Origin of the sequence: Thiorhodospira sibirica ATCC 700588 (genome assembly GCF_000227725.2) — a bacterium.
Classification (GTDB): Bacteria; Pseudomonadota; Gammaproteobacteria; order Ectothiorhodospirales; family Ectothiorhodospiraceae; genus Thiorhodospira; species Thiorhodospira sibirica.
Window position 1 is genome coordinate 257,970 of record NZ_MU255056.1, and the last position, 19,351, is coordinate 277,320.

The window sequence follows — 19,351 nt, forward strand, 5'->3', positions numbered from 1 at the left end:
TGCTCACGATAGCGGCGAACCAGGCGCTTGACCTGGCGCACGCTCAACCCCAGGCGCTGGGCCGCCTCGGCCTGCCGCAGATGCTTGTTCGCCACCGCCTGAATCATCTCTAGTCGGTCAATTTCTTTGTGACTCATCGTAATGTGCTCCTTCGTCATGCGTGCCCCTCCCGCTTAAATATAAAGGGGACATTTTAGAATTGGACGAAGGGGACATTACTGCTTTGGGCTAACAGCAAACGCCACAGGGCTTGTTTTATGCCAGCGGCGGGCGTAAAGTTACCCGGCGGCTGTCACACAGCCGCACGGGATTAGCCTCCCTAGACCATTAGCAGATACTGCCGCGTCTGCGGCTTTTTTATGTCTGTCTCTCAGTGATTCGCTCCATGCGGGCGGCTGTGTGCGGGCGTCTTCGGACGCACCAGACTAATGGCTGGTAGGCTAACCCATACAGTCGCCTGCGCCCTTTCGGGCTCAGGTTCTTTTTAGAACTGTTATGGAGTTAGTCGATCCATGTTAAATTCTGCGCATCTTTCTCTGATTCCCTTCCGTTTTGAACAGTCCAACGTGCGTGTTGTACTTGCAGAAAGCATCCCGTGGTTTGTTGCCCGAGATGTCGCGCTGGTGCTGGGCTACACCGACACCAAAAAAGCGGTTGCCACTCACTGCAAAAAAGCTAAGCCTTTGATTGATATAGAGGGGGCGAATCACCCCCTCTATACAAATCAAGCACTTAACCTCGATCATAAAACCAAGCTCATCCCCGAATCGGATGTTTACCGCCTGATCCTTCGCTCCAAACTCCCCAGCGCTGAACGCTTTCAGGATTGGGTCACGGAAGAAGTCCTCCCCACCATCCGCCAGACCGGCGCTTATCACAGCCCGACCGCAGACCCCCTCCCCGCCGATTTGCTCCGCGCTTATATCCGCCTCACCGCCTTGAATCTGTACCTCACTCACCTGCCGTTGGATGCTCTCAGCAAACGCCAGTGGATTGAACACACCCTGGCCGAACTCGGAATAACCCCCCAAGACCTGCATCCGCCACCGCCGCCACCGCCCCAAGCTCAACCTAGCGAACGGGATCTATTCACCTTAAGCGCCTTACTGTCTTTGCACCAGCAACGCCACAGCGTACAAGTGGTCAACCGGGCCTTGGTGCGTTTAGGCTGGTTACAAGACATCCGCCGCGAAACCCCACGGGGTTTAAAACGGGTCAAGCAATTGGTCGGCGAAGGCTTGTGCTATGGCAGAAACCAGCGCAACCAACCGCTGTACTACGCCGTGCAGTTTCCGGAACTATTGCGACGCATTAGCGGGTATTTGCGTTAAAAAGACCGTGGCGGCATCATCTTGATGCCGCCGACACCTGGGAGCGTGTAGCTCCCGCTAGGCACCGAGGCCGCAGGCCTCGCGAGCTTTAACAGCTATGCGCAGCTGGTGCTGCGCGATTCCAGAGACGGGCCAAGCAATGAGGAATGGGTGTCAGGTGATGCCGATCATGCCTGGCATCAGTATCAGGATCTTTGTTTTCAGGTTAGCGCTGAGCTATTTGCATTCAGAGGCGCTGCGCTCAGGCTGGCGGCACGGTTTCCACGGTTTTTAGCAGGGCGCTCGCGTCGGGAAAACGATAGCCCTCGATATGGTGGGCGAGGGCGGCGCAGTCTGCGGGCGGGAGCACTTTCGCGATGTCGGCGCGATGGGCAAGAAAATAGTCCTCGGCTTCGGCATCAAGTGCCAGGGTGAGCGTGAGAAGTTGGTTGATGATCGGCTGAATCGCGGCGCGGGTGGCGGCATCCGGTGGGGTGAAGGGTGCGGCGGGGGTTGCGCTGGGTTCAGCGCTTGCCACTGCAATGGGGTCGGTTTCTGTCACAGGAAGCCAGCGCGCCAGCTCGGTAAATAGCGTGTGCGGATTCACCGGCTTGCCCAGGTGGGCATTCATGCCGACGGCTTGGGTCGCTGCTATATCCTCTGGGAAGGTGGAGGCACTTAACCCAATAATGGGAATCGCGGCTCCGTCGGGGCGTGCGCGAATGCGTTGCGTGGCTTCCAGGCCGTCGAGTTCCGGCATGTGGATGTCCATCAGAATCAGATCCCAAGCTTTAGTGCCTTGCTTGTCGATGAGTTCCAGCGCCATGAGACCCTGCTCGGCTTCCTCAACGTGAGCACCGGCGCGTTCAAGCAGGGTGCGCGCAATGATGCGATTGAGGCTGTCATCCTCCACCACCAGAATGCGCCGCCCCACGAGCTGATTTTGGGAGATGGGCGGCACGTTCGTAGGCAGCTGCCAGTTTGCAGGGGCCAATCGCAGCGCAAGACGGAGGGCGAAGGTGCTGCCCCGCCCTGGCTGGCTGGTGACAGTGATATCACCTTGCATCAGCTCCATCAGCCGCTTGCAGATCGATAGCCCCAGACCCGTGCCACCGTAACGCCGGGTAATGGAGGTATCCGCCTGGTGGAAGGGCTGGAACAAGCGGGAGATCTGATCCTCGCTCATGCCAATACCCGTATCGCGCACCCTGAAGGCTAGCCACACTTGTTCGCGCTCAAGGCGCACCAGACTTACGCTGATCGTGATGTTACCCTGTTCAGTGAACTTAATCGCGTTGTTGGCCAGATTGATCAAGACCTGCCCGAGTCGCAGCGGGTCGCCTTGGAGGGCGTCAGGGATGGCAGGATCGCGCTCAATGTGCAAAATCAGTCCCTTATCCTTGGCCTGACGGCTGACGACAGAGTGCAGATCGTTGAGCACACCAGAGAGTGCAAAGGGGATGGCTTCCAGGGTGATTTCGCCGGCCTCGACTTTGGAGAAATCAAGGATGTCATTAAGCAGCCCCAGCAACGCCCGGGCGGCACGCTGCGCCTGATCGAGATACTGGCGTTGGGGGGCGGTCAGCTCGGTTTCCAGACACAAGTGCATCATGCCCAGCACCGAGTTCATCGGGGTGCGGATTTCGTGGCTCATGTTGGCGAGAAAATCGCTCTTGGCGCGATTCGCCGCCTCAGCCTCTTGGCGGGCTTGGATCAGCGCGGCCTCAGCCTCTTTCTGCGCGGTGATGTCGGTGATGACGCCCTGCCAGATGCAAAAGGTGTCGCTCTGGGGTGCGGCCACGGATTCCAGCCGGTACCAGCGGATCCCACCATGTACATGGATGCGTCCTTCCCAGAAGAAATTCTCTTTGATGTTCAACTGGTTGGCCAGTACCAGCCGCTCGCGATCCTCTGGCTCGACCAGCGCAAACAGGCCTTCGATGCTGGGTGGCGGGCCGTTGCCGTCGTTAGACAGACCGAGCATCTGCAGACCGCGTGGGCTGAGATACGCCAGGGTTTCAGGCTCGCCGCGATACTGGCTTAAGGTATAGATGCCGACCGGAATCAGGCGGACGATTTCATCATAACGCGCCTGACTCTCGCGCAGCGATTGCTCGGCCCGCACCCGCTCGGTGACATCAGTGAAAGTCACCAGCACCGCGTCGGGGGCCGCGTCCGGCTCCAGCACCAAGGGCGCGGTGTTCAGTGCGATCCAGCGTGGGCCGCCATTGGCATCGGTCAGCGCCAGCAACACGTTGCGCTGCGCGACACGGGTGCGCAAGGTCACCAGGGCGGGCTGTTGCTCCATGGGCAGCGGGGTGCCATCCTCGCGCCGCAGTTGCCAGCCGGGTACCTGGCCGATCAGCGCCTCCTCGCGTTGGCCAAGCACGCGTGCGGCAGCGGCATTGCAGGTGCGAATCAGGCCGTCGCGGCCATGCACCAGCAGTCCTTCGGCCATGGTAGCGATCAGGGTGCGATAATAGGTCTCGCTGCGCGCCAGCGCCGCCTGGGTGCGTGACAGTCGCCAGTTCCAATACAGGATGATCGCGATGATGAAGACCGCACCGCTGAGCACCTGCCACAGCAGACGGTAGTCAATCTGTGCCACCCTGGGTGTCTGCATCCAGCGCTGTTCGATCGCCTCGCGCTCGGCGGGCGGAATGGCGGCCAGCGCTTGATTGAGCATCTTCGCCAGAGGGGCGAGTTCGCGCCGCACCGCCATGGCCAGACTGATGCGATAAGGCGTATTTCCGGCCATGCGCAGACGCGGCGGCCCATCGCGACCGATCACATGGCTGAAGGTCAGGAGCGTATCGACCAGAGCGACGGCCTCACCGCGCTCCAGAGCGTGCATGCCGGCCTCGGCGGTAGGGAGCGCGACCAGCTGTAATTCTGGATGATCGCGGCGCAGCCAATCCTCGGTGACCGTGCCTTTGATGACCGCCACCCGCTGATCGCGCAGGGCTTCCAGGCTGCCGTAAAAAGGTGCCTCAAGCGGCGCGAAAATGGCGACCGGCAGTTCCAGATAGGTGTCGGTAAAAGCCAGTGCGTCACTGCGTGCAGCCGAAGGCGCGGCACTGGGCAGCAGATCAATCTCGCCCGCCCGCACCCGCTCCAGGGTTTCAGTCCAGCTGGCACTGGGTATAAACTCAAGTGGCAAGCCCAGGTCACGGGCCACAATGGCGAGATAATCGGTGCTCATCCCGCTGGGTTGGCCAGCGGCATCGACATATTCGACCGGCGCGCGGTCATTCCAAAGGGTATAGCGAATCACTGATTGTTTCTGGAGCCAATCGCGCTGCGTGTCGGTTAGGGGTGTTGTCACCAAGGGCTCAACAGGTGACTTCATGGGCTTAGGTGCGCTGATCGTGGACGCAGCGAGTGACAGGGGATCGACAAAGCCCGCGAGTCGCGCCGCCTCACCTGGCATGCCAGTTTCCAGCATGGCGGCGGCGGCCAGCTCAATGCGCGCCGGGGCGACCGCGCCAATTGGCAGCAGCGGGGTCTGCATCAGCTCGTGGGTGCGGGTGGCTTCGTAGCGCAATGCGGTGTGGCTGCGCTGGGGAGCATAGTGCGCACGGATGAGGTCGATCAATGCATCGCTATGCTCCAGCGCATAGCGCCAGCCAGCGTTGCTCGCTTCGACAAAGGCGCGGGTGACCTCCGGTTGATCACGCGCCTGCGCCTCGGAGGTGAACAGATAGCCGTCGCCCAGACCCGGCAGGTAGCCACCGAGTTCGAGGATTTGAAAGCCCACCCCCTTGCTTTCCAGATCGAAAGGATCGTTGGTGACAAAGGCGGTCATGGCATCGATCTCGCCGCGAATCAAGGGGCTGGCATCGAAGCTATGGGGAACGATGGTGAGATTTTCGCCCGGTACCAGCCCGGCGTTACGCAAGGCCGCACGCAGCAGCGGCGAGAGCAGATCGTCCGGTGCAGCCATCAGCCGACCGCCGCGCAAGGCCGCCAGGCTGTGCAGGCCAGCGCGGGTGAGCAGCACAAAAGGCGGCTTGCGAAAATAATTCGCCAGCAGTACCACCGGTTCTCCCTGCAAGCGCCAGGCAATGACCTGACCATGGGTCAAGCCAAAGGTCACTTCGCCTGAGCGCACCGCGTCGAGCACATCCAGCCTTGGGTGGTATTCACGCAGCTCCACTTCCAGCCCGTGGTCGCGATAGAAACCCTGCTCAATGGCGGCATAGTAGCCGGCAAACTCGAATTGATGCTTCCACTGCAATTGCAATGAGACGCGCACCAAGGGCAGGTCAGCGACCTCCTCGGCCATGGCGACGGCAAGCGGCAGCAGTGCTAGTAGCACCAGAATGAAAGGCAATACGATGGGTGGCAGCACAGCTCAATCGCTGGCGGGCAAGGTGAGCCAAAGACAGGTGCGATCATCGGCGTCTGAGGTTTCCATGCGCAGATCAAGCGCCATGGTGTCGGCCAGCAGCTTGGCCGAATAGGTGCCCAATCCCGTGCCACCCTGTTTGCCGAAGGTGCGGTATTTTTCAAAAAAATGCGCCCGCAGCGCGGCAGGGACCGCACCGCGATTGCACAGCGTCAGTACAAAGGCCTGGTCCTTAGGTGCGATGGTGATGTGGATGCGCTCGCCCGGCGGTGAGGCTTCGATAGCATTGGCGAACAGATTCGCCAGCAGCGAAGACAATAACCGCGTATCGGCACACACCCAAGTGTCTGCCAAGGTGCCATCCTCGCCCTCCGCAGGCGCGAACACAAGGCTAAGCTGCTGATCACGCAGGCGCATCGCGTTCAACTGTGCCAATTCCCGCAAGATCAGCGCCAGATTCACCGGCTGTGGCGCATAGGCGTACTGGCCGGTTTCCATTTTGAACATATCCAGCGACAGATTGATCATGTCGTGCATCTTTCGCCCAGTATCACGAATCAGCTCGATGGATTCGATCTGCTCTGCGGTCAGGTTATCATCCATTAACAACAAATCGGGAAAGCCAATGATGGCATTCAGCGGCGATTTCAAATCATGACGCATGATGCGCTCAACATCCTCCTTTACCCGTTCGAGTTCCTTGCGGTCGCCGATGTCTTCTTTGATCCCCACATAATGGGTAATGATGCCCTCGGTGTTGCGCACGGGTGAGATGGCCACGGATTCCCAGAACAATTGGCCCTGTTTGCCCTTGTTCAGCAATTCGCCGCGCCAGATGTCACCGGCACTAAGGGTTGCCCACATGGCCTGATAAAGGTGTTCATCCATTTCACCCGATTTCAGTAGGCGCGGATTCTGGCCGATGACCTCCTCGGGCGCATAGCCGGTAAGGTACGAAAAATGAGGATTCACATAGGCGATGGTGCCTGTGGCATCGGTGATCACAATCGATACCGGCGCTTGTGTCACCGCCTCACTGACGATACGCAACTGCGCCTCGGTAAGGGCGCGCTTGGCGATCTGGTCTTCCAGGCTGCGGACTAAATTTTCGATTTCATCGCGCTCGCGGCTAACTTTCGCCACAATGCGATGACTGATATCCCGCTCAAGGTTTGCGCGGCGAATTTTTTCGGCCAGCGCGAGCTGGGCGGCGATACGCGCACGCAGCACCGGCGGATTGATCGGCTTGGTCACATAATCGACCGCACCGAGGGCCAAGCCCTGGGTTTCGCTCTCAGCATCCACGCGCGCGGTCAGAAAGATGATTGGAATGCTGGCAAGATCAAACTGCGTCTTGATGCGCCGACAGACCTCATAGCCATCCATGCCGGGCATCATGACATCCAGCAAAATCAGATCCGGTCGCTGTCCGGTCTGCAAAGACAACAGCGCCATCTCACCATCTGAGGCGACTAACACGCGGTAGTCAGGTTTGAGCAGATTAACCAGCAGCCGCTGGTTATCGACTTGATCATCGACGACTAATAGGGTAGCGGGTTGACGCATTTGCAATCATCTCTGGGTGTTGATGTTCACCGCTCCCTGAAAGGAGCGGATTCCTGTTGCGAGGTTGAAGATGAATGAACAACACCGGCTTCAATGGGTTCCTGTCCTGAGAAGCTGTTTGGAAACTACCGCCTCAAACCAAGCGGTTAGCCATCAGTCGACTCATTGCGAGATAAATCCAGGCTTCGCTGCTCGACATCAAGCGCTCGTAGTCCTTGCTCAGACGGCGTGAGTGGTTCAGCCAGCCAAAGGTCCGCTCAACAACCCAGCGTCGCGGCAACAAAACAAACCCTCGGCGCTCCTTGGGACGCAAGACCCCCGTCAAGACGAAACGAAAGCGCTGGGCAACCCAGTCAACCAGGCGTCCACTGTAGCCGCCGTCAACCCAGATCGTGCGCAGCTTTTTGCAATGACCGGGGAGATGGCGCAGGAGTTGGCGCGCCCCATCACGGTCTTGCACGCTGGCGGCGGTGACAACGACGGCCAGCACCAGCCCCAGGGTATCGACCAGAAGATGGCGTTTGCGGCCCTTGATCTTCTTGCCGGCGTCATAGCCGCGCTCACCAGGGATCGCCGTGGTCTTGACGCTTTGGCTGTCCAGACACCCGGCGCTTGGATGCTTGTGACGCCCGTGGCGTTGCCGTAGCCGAGCGCGTAGCCTGTCATGAAGACGCTGCCAGGTTCCATCGCGCCGCCAGCGATTGAAGTCATAGTACACTGCCGACCAGGCAGGAAAGTCGCGCGGCAGCTGACGCCACTGGCAGCCCGTCTGCAGGACATAGATGATCGCATTGATGACTTGGCGCATGCTGAGCTTACGAGGGCGCCCGACCGGGGCGCTCGGCAACAGCGGCTTGATCGCCTTCCAGGCGCCGTCGCTGAGGTGACTCGGGTAGCGTTTTTTTGCGAATCTTCTTGCTGCATTTCTGGGGCATGTGGGCCACTTCCTAGAAAAAATCGTAGGTTAAGCCATTACGCGATTAATTTCCAAACAGCCTCTAAATCTGCACATATCTATTTATCTCGACTTTTGCCATTTAGGGGTCACTGCGAGCGAGTCTAGCAGGCGCTCGAGGGAAATGAGGCGCTGATCGGGCGCTGAAGTGGAGTTGACGCCATGGTCCTGGGCCCAGAGGGTACGCCGTACCAAGGCCAAACAGTCGGAGAAAGTGGCTTGGGACTTGAGGTACCCGGCGGTGGAGCGCGGCAGGGTGGGCCAGAGCTCGCGCCACGGATAGACTATCAGGCACACCCGCGAGAACAGGGCCATGAGCACGGGGCGTGGTGCAGGCTGGGAGCAAGCATTCATAGGATTGAATTAGCAAAACATAGGGAAAACAAAGCCCCGAAGAGGCATTTTCGTATTCAGTGCAGGCCCATTTCGTTTTTTGTGTATTTGCTGGCGGCGGGTTTGGATAAATTGCCGTCATTTTAGCCATCTCTGTGCCTGATACCAACAGAAAAAAGGCCAGAGGAGCCTGGCAATGAAAACCATACCACCTCTCAAAAAGGCCAACTACAGCCAGCGCATGATGCTGCTTGCCACCCTGACGGTGGTGTTGATTTCTGTATTTTCACTGGCGGTAGTGAGGTAGACCCCATTGTCAAGACAAAAGGTGGCCGAGTTAAAGTTATCGCCTGCCCCTCACTCGCAGCTGCACAGCGCTGCCCTGATGCCGCAGATTCACCGTCGGTAGGCGTCACCGCCCCGGGCCGTATTTGTCTACGATCAATGCACCTCCTCCCTGCCGGGTCCTGTAGACCGTTGCTGGCGTCTCGTCGGCCTGTGCTTGGTGCGGGCGCTCTTCGTTGTAAAATGAGAAGTCTTCCAGTAGCCCAAGAGTCACCTCACGCAGGTCAGCGTCGCCTTTGAGGTCGGTGTCCTCATGCTTCACCGTTCGCCAGAGCCGCTCTACGAAGATGTTGTGAAAGGCTCGCCCTCGGCCATCGATGCTGATCGTCATGCCTTCACGCTTGAGCACGCTGGTGAATGGCTCCGCCGTTTTCTGAGCGCCTTGGTCGCTGTTGAAGACTTCAGGAGGGCGGTACAGCCGCAGGGCTTCCTCAAGACAGTCGAGGCAAAAGCTCGCATCGATGGTGTTGCTGAGCCGCTCACTCAAGACCTTTCGGCTGTACCCGTCGATGATCGCGACCCGGTCGCAAAAGCCTCGCGCTAGCCGCACGTACGTGATGTCAGTGCTGCAGGCCTGGTTGGGCCGAATGACCTGAATGCCACGCAACCGGTACGGATAGACTTTGTGCTGCGGGTGCGGGCGGCGGGTGTGAGGGCCCGGCGCGATCGCCGCCAGTCCCATCCGGCGCATCAGTCGCTGCACGCACTTGCGGTTGACTTCATGGCCCTGTGCCCGCCGCTCGGCTACTATCCGGCGGTTCCCGTAGAGCGGTCGCCGCGTATAGATTTCGTCGAGCAGACGGCACAGCAGCAGCGCCGTCGCGTTCTCCTGTGATGGATGGCGATGCGCGTATACGGTCGCTCGAGCTACCTCCGCCCGCTCACACTGCCGCACGATGGAGCGCGCACCCTCCGCCTCAATCCAGCCCTGGCGGCTCATGGCAGGGTGATCCCTGTTTTTTTTTGAGCCAGTCCCCGTCCAGCTCCATCTTCAGGCGGCCCATCTCGCTGTAGAGCCGATCCGGCGAGTCCTGCTCCGCTGCCGGTTTCGGACCACGCTTGCCCTCAAAGCGCGTACCTGCCTGCTCAACGATTGCCTTCTTCCACTTGCTGACCTGCACCGGGTGAACCCCGTAGGCTTGACCCATCTCGTTGACGGTCTTGACCCCATGGATCGCCTCACGCCCGACCTTGGCCTTGAACTCGGCGTTGTATGTGTTCCGCTTCTTCTTTTCGCTCATCTCTTCGCTACCCCATGCTGGAGGCTTTGTCATCACTTAAACTGTTGTCCAGATTTCGGGGTCCACTATACGTCTAGCTTTGATTTTATTTCACCTTGAAAGGCTTGGTCAGGCTACCCAAACAGGGTAGGGTTTTGCTGATGTTTAGCGCACGGCTTGCAAGAAGTGCATGTGTTTTTCGTAGTGGGTGAGCACGTCGCTGATGATGTGTTCTTTGCTCCAGCCCATCACATCGTAATTTTGCCCGCCTTCACGCAGATGCACCTCGGCGCGGTAGTATTTGAGCTTTTCGCCGCGATCGGGGCGGGTGTCGCGCAGGGCAAAACTGGGGGGGATATAGGCTCTGGGGCGCACGGAGTAAAAAAAGTCGGTTTCTTCACCGTGTGCAACCTCAATCCAGGCGCGGCCATCCTCACCTTGCACCACCTTCACTTCCATGCCGTACTTGGCAATCTCGGAAGACACCTCATTCAGCGCGGGCACGACCACCTCGTCGATATAGCGCACAATCTGCGAGTGCTTGGGATGGTATAACAAAGTGCGCAGACGCCGTTGCCAATGCACCGGGTTTTGCGTGCCCAAGGGCATCAGGGTTGCCTGACTGAGGCTGGCGCGCTTGACGACTTCGATGCGCAAGGCCCGCAACAACCCCCAACACATGAGCAGCATGATGATGGTAAAGGGCAGGGCGCTGGCAATGGTCGCGGTCTGCAAGGCTCCCAATCCCCCGGCCAGCAACAAGGCAGCGGCAACCAGACCTTCCACAATTGCCCAAAAAACCCGCTGCCACGTCGGCGAATCCTCCGCCCCGCCAGAGGTCAGCATATCCACCACCAGCGAGCCGGAGTCCGAGGAGGTGACAAAAAAGGTCACGACTAAAATGGTGGCCAGTAAGGAGGCAAGCGTTGAAAAGGGCAGCAGTTCAAAAAACTGAAACAAGGCCACCGAGGTATCTGCGGCCACAGCCTCAGCCAGTTGCACCATGCCATCGACCAAGACCAGATGAATCGCGGTGTTGCCGAAAAAGGTCATCCACATGAAGGTAAAGCCCACCGGCACCAGTAAAGCCCCGGCGATAAATTCGCGGATGGTACGCCCACGCGACACCCGGGCGATAAACATTCCGACAAAGGGTGCCCAGGCAATCCACCAGCCCCAATAAAACAGCGTCCAGCCGCCGATCCAGCCGGTCGGTTCATAGGCGTAGAGATTAAAGGTCTTGTAAACCACCTCGGTCAGATACGCGCCGATGTTTTGCACAAAAGCCTGCAATAAAAACGCCGTTGGCCCGGCAATCAGTACAAACAGCAACAGCGTCAAGGCCAGGATCATGTTCAGCTCCGAGATTCGCCGGATGCCGCTATCCAGTCCCAAGGCCACCGATACGGTCGCAATCCCGGTGATCACCGCAATAATGACCACATGCATCCACACGGTATTGGGCAGATCAAACAGATAATTCAGCCCAGAGCCGACCTGCATGGCTCCAAAACCCAGAGAGGTCGCCACCCCGAAAATGGTGCCCAACACCGCAAAGGTATCAATCGCATGACCCGTCGGGCCGTAAATCCGCTCGCCAATCAGCGGATAAAAGGCCGAACGGATGGTCAACGGCAGGTTGTGGCGAAAGGCAAAATAGGCCAGTGACAAGGCCACCACGGCATAAATGGCCCAGGCATGAACGCCCCAATGAAAGAAGGTAATCTTCATCGCCTCGCGGGCGGCCTCCACCGTAGAGCCCTCGCCCACCGGAGGACTGACATAGTGCATGATCGGCTCAGCCACCCCAAAAAACATCAGGCCAATGCCCATCCCCGCCGAAAACAACATGGCAAACCAGGTGGTATAGCTGTAATCGGGCTCGCTGTGATCCGGGCCCAGTTTGATCCGCCCATAATCCGACACCGCCAGCAGCACCACAAAAATCAAAAACAGCGCCACCGCAAGGATATAAAACCACCCGGCAGACTCGGCAATCCAGCCCTGAATGGTGTTAAAGAAATCCCCCATCGCCTCGGGGGCGATGATGGCAAATAAAACCAGCAACAAGGTCAACGCCGCCGCACTAATAAACACCGGCGGATTCACTTTGATCCGGGGCGCTCTGGATGGCGCCTCCTTCTTCGTGTCGTCAATATTCATGATACTCCCCTTTGTATTCAAAGAATTGCGCCGCGTTGGCACAAGCCACGCCGTCGATCAGCAGCCACGCATCGACACACATGACACGCACAGCCTATCCCAAGCAGGCTGCTGCATCAAACGCAGACTCTGGGCTGTGGCGGTGCAAACATGGCAAAAATAGCGACATCTGGAAGGTATCGCTGCACGCCCAAACGCTCCCCCTGCTAAGGAGGGGGGCCGCCGCAGGCGGCGAGGGGTTGGTTTTAAGGCTTTTTAAACCACCCCGGCGCTACGCGCCACCCCTCCTTGAAAAGGAGGGGAGTTTTTGGCGAGGCGGTAGGCGCATTGTCCGGCGATTTTTTCTTTGTCCCAGTAAAATTCTGGCGGCAGGGGCGGGGCCGGGGTCTGCTTTTCCTGCTCGACATAGATCACTGCCTTGGGGCTGAGCCAGCCGGGATGCGATAGCGCAAGCAAGGTTTGTGGCACGAGGTTTTGCTGAAAGGGCGGGTCGAGAAAGATCACGTCAAAGGGGGTGTCGGGGGATTGTTGCAGATAGTGCAGCGCGTCGGTTTGTATCACTTCAATATGGTGGGCGGCCAGACGCTGTGCCTGAGTGCGCAAATGCTGGGCAACCTGCGGGTTGCGCTCAATCATGACCACTTGCGCGGCCTCGCGTGAGGCCGCCTCAAAACCCAAGGCACCGCTTCCCGCAAACAGATCCAGACAGCGCGCCCTGGGGATTTCAAACTGCAGCCAGTTAAACAGGGTTTCGCGCATGCGGTCCGCCGTGGGGCGCAGACCAAGCGCAGCAGGCACCGGAATGCGGCGCGAACGCCACTGCCCGCCGATGATGCGTACCTCGCCGGGTGCGGCACCGTTACTCTGCTTGCCCACCGACGATCACGGTCAACAGGTGTTCAGGATGCACGCGCCGCTGCAGGGCGTCTTGCACCGCTGCCGGGGTGACACCTTGAATGTTTGGAATGATCTGCTGCAGATAATCCACTGGCAGACCATAAAAACCGATCTGCGCATATTGTCCGAGCAGATCGCTGTTGCTGGCGATGCTTAACGGAAAGCTGCCGATGATGTTGTCTTTGGACAGAGCCACTTCCTGGGCTTTGGGGCCGTGTGTGACCAGATCGCTGAGAATCTCATGCAGCAGCGCGACCGCTTCCTCGGCCTGGCGGTGGTGCGTTTGCATGGCAATGATCAAAGGGCCGGCGGCAGCGGTTTCCACATAATAGCTGTGAACACTGTAGGCCAGGCCGCGCTGATTGCGCACCTGTTCAAACAGGCGTGAGATAAAGCTGCCTCCGCCCAGAATGTGATTGGCGACATACAGCGGAAAATGATCCGGATCGCCGCGTGCAATCAGTGGCTGTCCTACCCGTACATGCACCTGCTCGGAAGGAAAGTGGATGCGCACGGTCTGTGCCTGGGCCAGCGGTTTGACAGCGGGCAGGGGCGGGGCTTTGACACCTTCCGGCAAGGCTTTGGCGATACGCTCGGCAATCGCTTTAGCCTGTTGTAGCTCTATGCCCCCGACCAGCACCAGCACCCCGTTACGGGCGACATAATGTTGCTGATGAAAGGCGATGAGGTCAGCCCGGCGGATGCGCGCTAGAGATTCTTCGGTACCGAGCGGATGACTGGCATAGGGATGATCGCCATAGAGGGTGGCATAAAATACCTTGGAGGCGATATCGCCGGGGTTTTGCGCCTCGCGTTGCAGGGCGCTCAAGGTTTCGCGGCGCATCCGCTCGACATCACGCGCCTTAAAGCTGGGCTGGCTGACTACGCGGATGTAGGTATCCAGCGCCTGCTCCAGCCAGTCTGGCTCGGTGAGGGTGCGCACATACACCACTGCCATATCACGCATTGCGGTGGCGCTAAATTGTGCGCCCACCTGCTCAAAACGCTGGGCAATGGCATCGCTGTCTAATCCCCCGGCACCGCTGGCCAGCAGGCGGTTGGTCAGACGTGCGACCCCTGGGTGGGTGGTATCCCGCGCACTGCCGGCATGAAAGGTCAGACGCATATCCAGCATTGGCAGATGCGGTGCCGGGACAAAATACACCGGCAAGCCGTTGTCGGTTTCCCAGGTGTGGGGTGTTTGGATGGCGGCGGCGACCCCTTGGGACAGCAGCACAAGCAATACCCCCAAGGCGTACGCCTTAAGCCCTATTATGTGTTTTTGCATCGTATGTTCCTGATTGAGAATTTAGCACCAACGACCGCCGCTGACGCGCTCATGTCCGGCAAGATCGCGCTGGGTCTGGCATTGCGCAAAACCCGCCTCGCTAAGCAGCGCCCGCACCGCAGCCGCCTGGGTATGCCCATGCTCTACCCACAGATACGCCGCAGGACATAAATACTCCGGCGCATGGGCAATGATATGGCGCAGCGCATCCAGCCCATCGTTGCCAGACACCAAGGCCATCATCGGCTCAAAGCGCACATCGCCTTGCTTGAGATGCACATCATCACGGGCAATATACGGCGGATTGGCGACAATCACATCAAACTGTTCACCGGCCACCGGCGCAAACCAGTCACCGATTTGCAGACGCACCCGCGCCGTGAGCTGATGACGGGCGATATTGCGCGCCGCCACGGCGGCGGTGGCCGGGTTTTTTTCCACCGCCACCGCTGTAAGTCCAGGGTGCTCATGCGCCAAGGCAATCGCCACCGCACCCGTGCCGGTGCCCAGATCCAAGGCCCTGACACAGGGCCGGGCACGCATACACCCCAGCGCCGCTTCTACTAAATGCTCGGTTTCCGGGCGCGGGATCAGGGTATCGAGACTCACCTCCAGGGGCAATGACCAAAACTCACGCTCCCCCAGCAGATAGGCGATTGGTTCACCGTAGAGGCGACGCTGCAACAGGCGCGTGGCGCGTTGGACCTGATGGCGTTGCAGCGGCGCCTCATCATGACTTAACAGCCAGGTGGGCGTGCATTGCAACACGGTTTGCAGCAGCAACCGCGCCTCTTGCGAGGGGTATTGGCGCACCCTTAGGGCATGGCTGGCCTGCTGCAACCAGGTGTGAATCGACAAGGGTGCTGCTTGCATTGGTTCAAGGGCTGGGTAGATCATCAGATAACACCATGCGGCGCAACTGGCCGTGTTCCAGATCAATGATGGGTTTGTTTAACCGCGAGATCAACGGGACATCGTGACTGACCACCAGTACCGTGACCCCGACGCGGTTAAACTGTAAAAACAGATCCATAATTTCGGCGGATAGCTGCGGATCGAGATTCCCGGTTGGCTCATCCGCCAAAAGAATCGGCGGTTTATGCACCACCGCCCGGGCAATGCCAACGCGCTGCTGCTCACCGGAGGACAGGGTTGGCGGGTATTGGCGCTCCTTGCGCAATAAACCCACCTTATCCAGCGCCGCCCGCACCCGCCGGGCAACCTCGGCGCGCCGATACCCCAGAATTGTCAGCGGCAACGCCACATTATCAAATACCGTGCGATCGGCCAACAGATGCGGGTCCTGAAAAATAATCCCCATACTGCGGCGTAAGGCGGGAATATGTTCTCGCCCCACATCGCTTAGACGCATGCCGTTGACCAGAATCTGGCCACGGGTTGGACGCTCGATCAGGGCAATCAATTTGAGCAAGGTACTTTTGCCCGCCCCGGAACGTCCGGTTAAAAAGGCCATGCTCCCGGCATCCAGGGTTAGATTGATATTGCTGAGCGCCTCATGCCCGCAGGGATAGCGCTTGGCCACACCGTGCAAGCAGATCACGCCGGTGGATCAAGCTCTAACAAGGCGCTGACAAATTCCTCGGCATCAAAGGGGCGCAGATCGTCAATGCCTTCGCCGACCCCGATAAAGCGCACCGGAATCCCCAACTGCTCGGCGATGGCAAATAAAATTCCGCCTTTGGCGGTACCATCGAGCTTGGTGACCACCAGCCCGGTCAGATCCAGAGCCCGGTTAAACTCGCGGGCCTGATTCAGGGCATTTTGCCCGGTCCCCGCATCCACCACCAGCAGTGTCTGATGTGGCGCGGTTTCATCCAGGCGAGTGATCACCCGGCTGACCTTCTTCATTTCCTCCATCAGATTGCTCTGGGTGTGCAAACGTCCGGCGGTATCGGCGATCAACACATCCACCTTGCGTGCCGTGGCCGCTTGCAGGGCATCATAAATCACCGAGGCGGAATCTGCGCCCTGGCCCTGCGCAATCACCGGAATCTGATTGCGCTCACCCCAGGTCTTGAGCTGTTCAACCGCAGCGGCACGAAAGGTATCCCCCGCCGCCAGCATCACCGAATGCCCCAAAAGCTGCAAATGCTTGGCCAGCTTGCCGATGGTGGTGGTCTTGCCCGCGCCGTTAATCCCCACCACCAAAATCACAAAGGGGCCGCCCGTCGGGGTGATCTCCAAGGGCTGCTGAATCGGCGCCAAAACCTCAACCATCGCCTGACGCAGTGCCTGCAACAAGGCATCCGCATCTTTGAGATCCTGCGCGGCGGCATTGCGCATCAGGGCATCGAGAATACGCTGTGTGGCTTCCACCCCGACATCCGCCATCAGCAAGCGTGACTCCAGCTCCTCCAAAAGCTCATCATCAATTTTACGCTTACCCTGCACCAGCGTCGCAATCCCTTCCGTCATCGCCCGGCTGGTTTTGGACAAGCCCTGTGTCAGCCGCGAGAAAAACCCCTTGGGCGAGCGGTTGTCCGGCGTATCACCCGCCTCGGAGGGTGCCGCCGAAGCAGCCGTGTCAGTAGACACATCCTCTGGATTTGTCCTGGATTTTTTGAAAAGACCGATCATTTAACTGTCAATGCTCCGAATAATGTCATGATTTATTTTATTTAATGATCCATCACCCATTGCACAAAGCCCTGCAGCACCTGCTGGGCGTGTGGGGTTGCGCACACGGCGGCGGTGAGTTTAAGCATATCGTGGCCTTGAGCCGCTAAGGCGGGGGCCTGGGCCTTGAGGTAATCGTGCATGATGGCCGGGGTGTATTCCGGGTGAAACTGTACGCCCCAGGCACAGCGGCCAAGGCGGAAGGCATGATGCGGTTCATGGGCATTCTGCGCCAGCAAAACCGCCGTCGGCGGCAGCTGCAAGACGGTCTGGGAATGCGAGACATGCGCCTTAAAGACCATCGGCAATTCGGCAAACAGTGGATCACGGGCCGCCTCGGGCGTTAATTGCACCTCCACCGTGCCAGCCTCCTCGCCCTGCGGGTGATAATCCACCGTACCGCCCATTGCCCGGGCCAGTAATTGATGCCCATAACAGATTCCCAATACGGGAACCTCCAGCGCAAGCGCCTCGGGTAGCCACTGCTCCAGGGCCACACTCCAGGGCAGATTGTCGGTGACCATCGCATGTGAACCGGTGAGGATGACCCCGGCACACTCATGCGGTAGTGGCAGCACCTCGCCCTTGAGCAGATCGACTACCATCAGTGGCGGATTCAAGGGCTGCATGGCCGCACAGGTCCACTCTTCAAAATCCCCCAGACGGGCGGCGGTGTCTGCAAAGGTGGTGCCCAGTTTGAAAATATAAAGCGGTTTTGACATGGATAGAGGATTCCGTAATAAAAAAGACTCCCCTCCTTTTCAAGGAGGGGTGCCCCGTCAGGGGCGGGGTGGTTGTGTGTTAAAAAACAACCCCCTCCCCGCCTGCGGCGGGACTCCCCCTTGTCAGGGGGAGAGTTTGGGTTAGGTCTGCAGCTTTTTTGCTTACACCACCCCGGCACGCAGCAGATCATGCATATTCAGTGCGCCGACTAAGCGCCCCTGGGCATCCACCACCGGCAGCGCATTGATTTTCTGATCTTCCATAATCTTTAGCGCCTCAGCGGCCAGCATTTCAGGGCGGGCAGTTTGACACGCGCGGGTCATGACCGATGCAACCGCTGTCTGGTGAATGTCGATGCTGCGATCCAGGGTGCGGCGCAGATCCCCATCGGTATACACCCCCAAGACCTGCTCAGTCGCATCCGTGACCACGGCAATGCCCAGACCCTGCCGGGTGATTTCCACCAACACCTCGCGCAAAAAAGCATCCGCCGCCACTTTGGGGATACGGGCACCGGTGTGCATGATGTCACTGACATGCAGCAATAAGCGCCGCCCGAGTCGCCCGCCCGGATGCGAACGGGCAAAATCCTCGGCGGTAAAGCCCCGCGCCTCCAGCAGGGCAATCGCCAAGGCATCGCCCATCGCCAGTGAGGCGGTGGTGCTCGACGTGGGTGCCAGCCCTAATGGACAGGCCTCACGCGCCACGCTGACATCCAGATTAACGCTGGCCTCACGCGCCAAGGTGGACTGTGGATTGCCGGTCAGACAGATCAAGGGAACCCCAAGGCGGCGCATCAGCGGCAAAATCGCTAACAGTTCATCGGTCTCGCCGGAGTTAGACAGCGCCAAGACCACATCCCCGGCGGTGATCATGCCCAAATCGCCGTGACTGGCCTCGCCAGGATGGACAAAAAAGGCCGGCGTTCCGGTACTGGCCAGGGTGGCGGCAATCTTGTTGGCAATATGCCCGGATTTGCCCATGCCCGTGACCACGATGCGGCCGCGACAGGCCAGCATAAAACGACAGGCATCAATAAAGCGGTCATCAATGCGGCTGCATAAATCACGCACCGCCTGGGATTCGATTTCCAGCACCGCCAGTGCCAGGGATTTTACTTTATCGGGATGCAATTCCATAAAAATGGCTTATCTTTCGTGATGTTCAATACTGCCAGCGCGTCGCTGCAGATAGGCGAGCGCGATGGCGGAAGCGGATAAATACACCCAGACCACGCCGCCCGTCAGCTGCTCAAAATGATCAACTGCGGCAATGACACCCGTGCCCCCAAGATTATAAAGATGGAATCACGGTCATTAATGGCTGCCTATTTTATGGGATTACCCGAGTGCGGTGTAAAGCTCCCGGCTTTAGCCGTGGGGATATAAGCCGCTCAATGATTGCGTATCAAAAAACATGATATATTAAATGCAGTATACGCTTGCACACGTTTAAGTCTCCTGCCCTTGATTGCGTCAATCAAGGGCAGGATTGATAGGCTAAGCGTGGAGCAAAAAACAGTATCTTTATAGCGCTTCCTCCAACTATTTTCCTGATAATGCTCAA

Annotated in this window: 14 protein-coding genes; 1 reads left to right on the forward strand and 13 read right to left on the reverse strand. The window is 58.7% G+C overall.

Features of this window, described 5'->3' with window-relative positions; all coding sequences use genetic code 11:
• The coding region (locus tag THISIDRAFT_RS01360; protein ID WP_221914028.1) for a helix-turn-helix domain-containing protein at positions 1 to 158 on the reverse strand (158 nt) is incomplete at its 3' end.
• Between the two features lie 354 nt (positions 159 to 512).
• Here THISIDRAFT_RS01360 and THISIDRAFT_RS01365 point away from each other — a divergent pair.
• Positions 513 to 1,331: a BRO-N domain-containing protein gene (locus tag THISIDRAFT_RS01365; RefSeq protein WP_221913935.1), complete on the forward strand. Its 819-nt coding sequence runs from the start codon at positions 513 to 515 to the stop codon at positions 1,329 to 1,331.
• A gap of 241 nt (positions 1,332 to 1,572) precedes the next feature.
• Here the strand turns inward: THISIDRAFT_RS01365 and THISIDRAFT_RS01370 are convergent, their stop codons facing one another.
• The 12 genes from THISIDRAFT_RS01370 to THISIDRAFT_RS01425 all read right to left on the reverse strand — a co-directional run bounded on the left by THISIDRAFT_RS01370 (position 1,573) and on the right by THISIDRAFT_RS01425 (position 18,924).
• On the reverse strand, positions 1,573 to 5,661 hold the full coding sequence (locus THISIDRAFT_RS01370) for an ABC transporter substrate-binding protein (protein WP_006787334.1): 4,089 nt from the start codon (positions 5,659 to 5,661) through the stop codon (positions 1,573 to 1,575).
• 3 nt (positions 5,662 to 5,664) lie between these two features.
• Entirely contained in the window at positions 5,665 to 7,224 is a 1,560-nt protein-coding gene (locus THISIDRAFT_RS01375; protein ID WP_006787335.1) for a response regulator, read from the reverse strand.
• A gap of 133 nt (positions 7,225 to 7,357) precedes the next feature.
• Positions 7,358 to 8,159 (reverse strand): IS5 family transposase gene (locus tag THISIDRAFT_RS01380; protein ID WP_246585300.1). Its coding sequence is split into 2 segments (ribosomal slippage): positions 7,358 to 8,128 and positions 8,130 to 8,159, totalling 801 coding nucleotides; the frame shifts between segments, so codons are not numbered across the junction.
• A gap of 765 nt (positions 8,160 to 8,924) precedes the next feature.
• Positions 8,925 to 10,098, reverse strand: a protein-coding gene (locus tag THISIDRAFT_RS01385) for an IS3 family transposase (protein ID WP_221913936.1) whose coding sequence is annotated in 2 segments (ribosomal slippage) — positions 8,925 to 9,804 and positions 9,803 to 10,098 — 1,176 coding nt in all. Because the reading frame shifts where the segments join, the coding sequence is not laid out codon by codon here.
• Positions 10,099 to 10,242: 144 nt separating this feature from the next.
• Complete coding sequence (locus THISIDRAFT_RS01390) at positions 10,243 to 12,240, reverse strand: BCCT family transporter (RefSeq protein ID WP_006787341.1); 1,998 nt, start codon at positions 12,238 to 12,240, stop codon at positions 10,243 to 10,245.
• 255 nt (positions 12,241 to 12,495) lie between these two features.
• Complete coding sequence (rsmD, locus tag THISIDRAFT_RS01395; protein ID WP_006787343.1) at positions 12,496 to 13,116, reverse strand: 16S rRNA (guanine(966)-N(2))-methyltransferase RsmD; 621 nt, start codon at positions 13,114 to 13,116, stop codon at positions 12,496 to 12,498.
• Positions 13,100 to 14,425, reverse strand: a complete 1,326-nt coding sequence (locus tag THISIDRAFT_RS01400; protein WP_006787344.1) for a M16 family metallopeptidase — start codon at positions 14,423 to 14,425, stop codon at positions 13,100 to 13,102. Before THISIDRAFT_RS01400 ends, rsmD begins: the two co-directional genes overlap by 17 nt.
• A gap of 21 nt (positions 14,426 to 14,446) precedes the next feature.
• Positions 14,447 to 15,322, reverse strand: a complete 876-nt coding sequence (gene prmC, locus THISIDRAFT_RS01405) for a peptide chain release factor N(5)-glutamine methyltransferase (RefSeq protein ID WP_246585301.1) — start codon at positions 15,320 to 15,322, stop codon at positions 14,447 to 14,449.
• Positions 15,303 to 15,986 carry a cell division ATP-binding protein FtsE gene (ftsE, locus tag THISIDRAFT_RS01410; protein ID WP_006787346.1) on the reverse strand — a complete coding sequence of 228 codons (684 nt, stop codon included), beginning with the start codon at positions 15,984 to 15,986 and terminating at the stop codon, positions 15,303 to 15,305. The genes prmC and ftsE overlap by 20 nt, the downstream gene beginning before the upstream one ends.
• Positions 15,983 to 17,023 (reverse strand): signal recognition particle-docking protein FtsY, encoded by a 1,041-nt coding sequence (gene ftsY, locus THISIDRAFT_RS01415; RefSeq protein WP_006787347.1) that lies wholly within the window; start codon positions 17,021 to 17,023, stop codon positions 15,983 to 15,985. Before ftsY ends, ftsE begins: the two co-directional genes overlap by 4 nt.
• Before the next feature lie 41 nt (positions 17,024 to 17,064).
• Complete coding sequence (locus THISIDRAFT_RS01420) at positions 17,065 to 17,784, reverse strand: glutamine amidotransferase (RefSeq protein WP_006787348.1); 720 nt, start codon at positions 17,782 to 17,784, stop codon at positions 17,065 to 17,067.
• A 162-nt stretch (positions 17,785 to 17,946) separates the two neighbouring features.
• Positions 17,947 to 18,924, reverse strand: coding sequence for a KpsF/GutQ family sugar-phosphate isomerase (locus tag THISIDRAFT_RS01425; protein WP_006787349.1), 978 nt, complete (start codon positions 18,922 to 18,924; stop codon positions 17,947 to 17,949).
• Between the last annotated feature and the right edge of the window lie 427 nt (positions 18,925 to 19,351).

What these genes read in the sequence shown, in the direction of transcription:
- THISIDRAFT_RS01365 (WP_221913935.1), top strand. Translation starts at nt 513, where the DNA reads ATGTTAAATTCTGCGCATCTTTCTCTGATTCCCTTCCGTTTTGAACAG.
- THISIDRAFT_RS01420 (WP_006787348.1), bottom strand. Translation starts at nt 17,784, where the DNA reads ATGTCAAAACCGCTTTATATTTTCAAACTGGGCACCACCTTTGCAGAC.
- THISIDRAFT_RS01390 (WP_006787341.1), bottom strand. Translation starts at nt 12,240, where the DNA reads ATGAATATTGACGACACGAAGAAGGAGGCGCCATCCAGAGCGCCCCGG.
- THISIDRAFT_RS01400 (WP_006787344.1), bottom strand. Translation starts at nt 14,425, where the DNA reads ATGCAAAAACACATAATAGGGCTTAAGGCGTACGCCTTGGGGGTATTG.
- THISIDRAFT_RS01425 (WP_006787349.1), bottom strand. Translation starts at nt 18,924, where the DNA reads ATGGAATTGCATCCCGATAAAGTAAAATCCCTGGCACTGGCGGTGCTG.
- prmC (WP_246585301.1), bottom strand. Translation starts at nt 15,322, where the DNA reads ATGATCTACCCAGCCCTTGAACCAATGCAAGCAGCACCCTTGTCGATT.
- THISIDRAFT_RS01375 (WP_006787335.1), bottom strand. Translation starts at nt 7,224, where the DNA reads ATGCGTCAACCCGCTACCCTATTAGTCGTCGATGATCAAGTCGATAAC.
- ftsY (WP_006787347.1), bottom strand. Translation starts at nt 17,023, where the DNA reads ATGATCGGTCTTTTCAAAAAATCCAGGACAAATCCAGAGGATGTGTCT.